Origin of the sequence: Lactococcus sp. UBA7128 (assembly GCF_002492185.1) — a bacterium.
GTDB lineage: Bacteria > Bacillota > Bacilli > Lactobacillales > Streptococcaceae > Lactococcus > Lactococcus muris.
The window spans coordinates 15,348-20,519 of the sequence record NZ_DKXK01000071.1 but is presented as its reverse complement, the minus strand read 5'-3'; the positions used below and the strand labels follow the sequence as shown (position 1 = coordinate 20,519).

At 41.4% G+C, this 5,172-nt stretch carries 2 protein-coding genes; both read right to left on the bottom strand.

Features of this window, described 5'->3' with window-relative positions; all coding sequences use genetic code 11:
* Positions 1–135 precede the first annotated feature (135 nt).
* Positions 136–3,570 carry a Calx-beta domain-containing protein gene (locus B4H39_RS07665; protein ID WP_271328185.1) on the bottom strand — a complete coding sequence of 1,145 codons (3,435 nt, stop codon included), beginning with the start codon at positions 3,568–3,570 and terminating at the stop codon, positions 136–138.
* Between the two features lie 154 nt (positions 3,571–3,724).
* Positions 3,725–4,987 (bottom strand): MFS transporter, encoded by a 1,263-nt coding sequence (locus B4H39_RS07660; protein ID WP_251421991.1) that lies wholly within the window; start codon positions 4,985–4,987, stop codon positions 3,725–3,727.
* Positions 4,988–5,172 lie beyond the last annotated feature (185 nt).

Below are 5,172 nucleotides of genomic sequence, written 5' to 3'. Positions count from 1 at the left end.
TATTTACGAAATGTAATCATAACATTATTGTTACAGTGCTATCTCTAGAAAGAATTCTTATTAAAAAACACCACCAATATCCTAATTATCACCAAAAAATCAATCCCATGATTTCGGATTGATTTTTGCTTTTTTCTAAACTTTATGTTTATCTGATTCCAAAGATTGTTTCTTCTTCATGAGTCCCACTAGGGCAAGAAGTAAGATGCCTGATGCAGTTAAAGTCAAGTCCAGAGTTTCTCCTGTTTTAGGGAGTTCCTTGGCTTTCTCTGCAACTGAAACTTTTTCAGAAATAACTTCAAGTACAAAGTCTTCTCCACTTTCTTGCGGAACTGCTATAAGCTGAGGAGGTGGAAGAGGGCTCTCTTCTTCTAATCCTACCTGAGTTTTTTCCTCTGGAATTAACTGCTCTTCATCGATACTATAAGCTCTTAGCTGAGTGATAGTATCGCTATTTCCCGCTTGGTCAATCACAGATAAAACTGCAATCACGCGTTGATCTGAATCTGTCAATAAGTCTTCCATACGCACATCCACTTGCCAAGAACCATCTTCGTGTAACTCGACAAAATAAGTCATATTACCGACAAGCACTGCCAGACTAGCCTCTTTGACATCTATTGGCAGGCTGAAACGTCCCCCTATCACAGCAGTAGCCTGCGCCTGCTCAGTAAGAGATACATAATCGTCATGCGCCACATGAAGAATTTCTAAAGTAGCACCTTCCAGTGCTTCCGTATCGTGATCCACTGTATAGCTTAAACTGTCTGAACTCATGGCACTATTATTGGCGCTATCCTTAGAAGTCAAGATGGCCTCAATAATCAAATCTTCATCTTGCAGTAAATCTGCCGTTGAAACTTCTAAAGACCATGAGCCGTCTAGCGCAACAATTGCACTATAAGTTTGATCGTAAACTTTGAGCAGCAAGCTATATTCAGCCGTGTCCGTAGGCAGCATAGCGTGACCCGTAACTGTTATTTTTTCTTGGGCTTGCTCCAAGAGTGTCAGGTGATTATCTGTCGCAATACTTTCGATAGTCACGCTGTTGCTATGTTCCTTATCCTCTAAAACATCATCGTCTAAGATAATCTCATTAGCCGGTGGTAGGATACGAATAGGCAAGTCCGTCTCTGAAATAAGTGCATCACCATCTAAGTCCAAATGTGCTGTTAAGATAATAACTGTAAAGTTTTCATCTGGTTCAACGATTGAATCTTGTGTAGTATTGACAAAAACAGTCACTTGCTTTTGTCCCGCTCTAATCCAAATCCCGCCCGTAAGATCTTCAAAATCATCACCTGCACCAGCACTGCCGCCTAAACTTGTAAATGTTAAATAGACATCATAGGGCTGTTCCTGATCCAGACTAAAGATAAACTCGGCCTGCTCTCCCTCTTTAATGGTAGGGTTATCAGTCACCCGAACCGTTGGCAAAGGGAGGATGGCGAACACTTCACCATCTGATGCGGTGTTGCCTGCTTGATCTACAGCAGTCGCTGTGGCAGTCAAGGAAACAGAATTTCCTTCTAAGAACAGGCTGTAGTCAATATTAGTAAGGGACCATTGACCGTTGACAACATTGACCACATAAGTTTTTTCATCTCCCAGTGCCGAAACCAGTGTAACAGTTACTTCCTGCCCCTCTTCTATATCTTCCACATAGCCTGTAATGTTCAAGACTTGGCTTTCATAGATGGTGCTGACAGGATTGATGTGAACTGTAGCTCGAGTATCTATGACAAAGCCCGAACGATCATTGTCCTTAATGCCAGCTTGTGCCTGTGTTTTTACAAGAGGTAGCGCTAAGAGTTGATTCCCAATATGTACTTTTGCTGAAAGCAACTGCAAGCTATACTTTTCCTCATCTGCTTCGTCAAAGCTATCATCGAGAGTCGCGACATCAACAATAACTGAAGTTTGTCCTGCTTTGAGAACAACTACTCCTGTTTTTGCGATGAAGTCTGAACCCTCACTGGCAGTTCCAGACTGCGTTTGATAAGTAATCTCTGTATCATATTCTAGAGCGGTTTCCAAACTGATAATAAACTGGCTTGTTTCACCCTCAACAACAGTTTGCGCATCAAGTATGTCGATACTTGGAAAATCAAGAACAGCCGTAACCCGCACATTACTTGTTTCGTTACCCGCTAAATCAATGGTCCAAGCCGATAAACCAAGCGCTCCAAGTTTGAAATCAGAGGAGGAAATCCCTAAAACTTTCCATTTGCCATTTTCTACGACAGTCGTAAAATACTTTGAAGTTAATCCATCAGTTACTGTAAGTTTAACCGTTTGTCCGTCTTCAACATCTGTGACTGTACCATAAACATCAAACAGTTGACCTTTATAAATGCTATTGCTTGCGTTTATTGGATTTGCATCAAAATCAATCCCTGCATAGACATCCGCTTCCCATGGTGCAACCGCAATAGGACTCGTATTTCCTGCTGGGTCAACTGCTTGGGCTGTGATATTTCCTGAGGATTGCTGTGCATTGCTTTCTACAGTCCAATGTCCAGCTGCATCTAGAGGCACGCCATCAGTCATCGTTCCGTCAGGCCAAGTAATTGTAATCGTTGTCCCAGCCTGAAACACTCCACTCATACTCCCTGATGCTGTAGGAAGGCGGTCATTATCGGCATCCGAAATATAGATAGACGGCTTGCTTGGTGGAGTAATATCTGCATATTGCGTGCTGACTGTCACACTTGCATTACCCGCAAGGTCAATAGCAGTGACACTTAGCGTACCGCTGCTTTGAGAAGTTGGGCTCTCTACAGTCCAAATTCCCTCTGTATTGACAGGAACATTAAATGTTTTTGTACCGTCTGGCCAAGTGACCGTGACAGTCGTGTCTAGTGCAGATGTACCTGTAGCGTTGATTCGGTCATTTCCGTCTGGGTCAGCAGCAACGATAGTTGGTGCTTCAGATACTTGTGCCAGTAGCGGCTCCAGCTGCTGCTCTCCACTCAAAGTTTGTTCAGAAATAGAGAGCACTTCTCCTGTTTGGACCTTATAAGTTACAGCAGTAGGAAGACTACTCCTATCTGCATCCAAATTTTCCTGAGTGGGGGCTTGGTCAAATAGAACAAAGTTATTGTCCTCAAGAAAGGCCTGTGTATCATCGTAAACAAAGATTTCAAGATTGAAAGCAATGTCATGTCCGTCAATGGCAACAACGGCTGACATATTATTTACACCGACAGGTGTACCCGCCTCGCGCAGTTGTATAAATAATGCCTCTACAATCTCATCAACATAGCCATCAATAATCGTTTCCGATGTGTTGGCATAGATAGCAGCCGAGGCCGAAATCAAAAGTGAACGCTCAATCTCAGCCCTTAAGGTAGCATCATCAGCCCTGTTCGAAATGGCAAAATTACTGAGCTGCTTCGCAATAATCTCTTGACTGCTTTGTTCTGCTGAAACCTTTTTAACTGGCCATACTGTTCCAACAGCAGCACCTAAGCCAGCAGCGACTGTAGCTGTCATCAGGACATTACCAAATTTTTTCAAGCGTTCCAACCTTGCTTCTGGGCTGGAATAGCGTGTGTGTGTTGTGTGCATAAAAACTCCGTTCTAATTATATTTTAACTTTGCAATCATTATCTCATAATTATCAAAAGTAAAAAAATAATATAAGGCTTGCACATTTTTAGGAGCAAATCACTATTTCTGAATATAAAAAAACTCCCGAGGAGTTTTTTCATTTATAAAATCATTATTTTGTTTTTTCTGTTAATTTTTTCTGTAAAAATTTATCGTAATTTCGTACAGATGGGGTGAAATAAAGGAGAAAAGCTGATAATATACCACCGAAGCCTGCGATGATAAGCATGTTTTGGACACCGATAGAGTCTGCAACAGGTGCTGCAAAAATAAGTCCTATAGGTCCAGCAAAACTCATCAAGGCAGAAACAATCCCCATGACACGCCCGAGGTATTGTGGTTCAAAAGACTGCTGTGTAAGCGCCATATTCATAGTATTAAAAATCTGTCCGACAACACCCGCTAAAACGTTAAGGACAAGGAAAATCCAAAAGCCCGTCATATTTCCAGGGAGGAAACCAGAGCCACCAATGGTCAAACCTACTACTAGATAAGCCATAATAATCCAAGGCATCCGATCTTTAACCTTACCAAAAATACCAACAGCAAAAGAGCCGACAAGCATCGCTGCTGCATAAAGAACTTCTACCCAGCCCGCATGAACAATTGTCCCACCAAAATATTTCGTCGTTACCAAAGGATAAAGACTCATGGCTGGCATAAAGAGAAGCATGAAGAGAGCCCCGATGAGTGTCATCTTCCACATCGGTTTATTGTCCCTTAAAATATTGAAGCCTTCTTTGGCATCTCTGAACACAGCAATTTTTTCACCCTGCGTAGAAACTTCAGGAATTTTGACCAGAAGCAGCATACCAGCCCCTAAAATAAAACCAATGACATCAAGTAGGATAACCCAATGAATAGGAAAGGCAGCAACCATGAAAGCCCCAATACCTGGAGAAACGATGAAAACTAAGGACTGAATCATCCCAAACTGCCCGTTTACTCTAGTAATTTCATGCTTAGGTACCATGGTAGGCATGATAGATTGGACGGTTGGCATTTGAGCGGTTTGTGCCACTGCACGAATCCCAATAGTGATAAAGACCATCCACAGGGGATATACATCATGATTAATACCATAAATAAAGAGCCCTAAGGCGATAACAGCAACGATGGCATCATAGAAAATTAAAAGAAATTTCTTGTTTATACGATCGATAAAGGGACCGACCAAAGGACTAAGAATAGCCATCGGTAGCATGCCAACCAAGGTTGCGATAGCAAGGACAGATTCTTCACCAGATTCGAGAGTAAGATACCAGATAATTGCATATTGGACAATCATCGATGTTACCCCGGTTAAGAGTTGCCCTATTAGAAACAGGTAAAAATTCTTTCGCCAGTTTTCTGGTTTGATTGTAGTTGTATTCAATTTATATTTTCCTTCTTCATAAAGTCAAGTATTCTTTTTCAGTTATAGCAACTTTTATTACAAACTCCTCTTCAAAGCGCTTTATTATTCTATCATATTCGTCTCACATAAACAAAAGGAATGAAAAAGATATTTTTCTGGAAAAATTAGTGAAAAAACAAATTCTTTTACGTACTAATATATGG

What these genes read in the sequence shown, in the direction of transcription:
- B4H39_RS07665 (WP_271328185.1), bottom strand. Translation starts at nt 3,570, where the DNA reads ATGCACACAACACACACACGCTATTCCAGCCCAGAAGCAAGGTTGGAA.